This is a genomic window from Sphingobium sp. WCS2017Hpa-17 (assembly GCF_031843765.1).
GTDB lineage: Bacteria > Pseudomonadota > Alphaproteobacteria > Sphingomonadales > Sphingomonadaceae > Sphingobium.
This window is the reverse complement of sequence record NZ_JAVTIV010000060.1, coordinates 1-1,190: the sequence shown is the minus strand read 5'-3', so window position 1 is coordinate 1,190 and position 1,190 is coordinate 1. Positions and strand designations below refer to the sequence as shown.

General features: G+C 66.9%; 1 protein-coding gene. It reads left to right on the top strand.

Features of this window, described 5'->3' with window-relative positions:
• Window positions 1–1,190 (top strand): UDP-glucose/GDP-mannose dehydrogenase family protein (locus tag RQH62_RS24880; RefSeq protein ID WP_311271331.1); only part of this gene is annotated, 1,190 nt, incomplete at its 5' end.

Here is a 1,190-nt window from a genome sequence, read left to right as displayed (position 1 = left end):
GTCGGATGCCGATTTTCGAGCCGGGCCTGGACAAGCTGGTGGGCGACAATGCCGCGGCCGGCCGGCTGACCTTCACCACCGATCTGGCCGCCGGGGTCAAGGGCGCTGACGCCATCTTCATCGCGGTCGGCACGCCTTCGCGCCGGGGCGATGGCCATGCGGATCTGAGCTATGTCTATGCTGCGGCGCGGGAAATCGTCGAGGCGCTGGATGCGCCGGCGGTGATCGTCACCAAGTCGACCGTGCCCGTGGGCACCGGCGACGAGGTCGAGCGGATCGCCCGTGAGTTGAAGCCCGACCTCGACATCCAGTGCGTCTCCAACCCCGAATTCCTGCGCGAAGGCGCGGCCATCGGCGATTTCAAGCGGCCCGACCGCGTCGTCGTGGGCACCACCGGCTCCGAGCGCGCGATCGCGGTGATGAGCCAGGTCTATCGCCCGCTCAACCTCAATCAGGCGCCGCTGATGTTCACCGGTCGCCGCACCGCCGAACTGATCAAATATGCCGCCAACGCCTTCCTGGCGACCAAGATCACCTTCATCAACGAAATGGCCGACCTGTGCGAAGCGGTCGGCGCCGAGGTGCAGGACGTGTCGCGCGGCATCGGCCTCGACAACCGCATCGGCAGCAAGTTCCTCCATGCCGGCCCCGGCTATGGCGGCTCCTGCTTCCCCAAGGATACGCTGGCGCTGGTCAAGACCGGCCAGGATCATGATGCGCCGATCCGCATCGTCGAGACGGTGGTGCAGGTCAACGACCTGCGCAAGCGGGCGATGGGCCGCAAGATCGTCAAGGCGCTGGGCGGCGACGCGCGCGGCAAGACGGTCGCGCTGCTGGGCCTGACCTTCAAGCCCAATACCGACGACATGCGCGATGCCCCCAGCCTGGCCATCGTCCAGGCGCTGGAAGATGCCGGCGCAAAGATCGTCGCCTATGATCCTGAAGGCGCCGAAGTTGCCGCCCCGCTGATGCCCAGGGTCGTGATGGCCAGGGATGCCTATGAAGCCGCCGACGGTGCCGACGCGCTGGTGCTGGTCACCGAATGGGACATCTTCCGTGCCCTCGACCTCAAGCGCATCGCCCAGAGCATGAACGGCACCGCCCTTGTCGACCTGCGCAACATCTACCCCGCAGAAGAGGCCGCCGCCGCTGGCTTCACCCTCTCACGCGTCGGCGGAAAGGGCGATTGA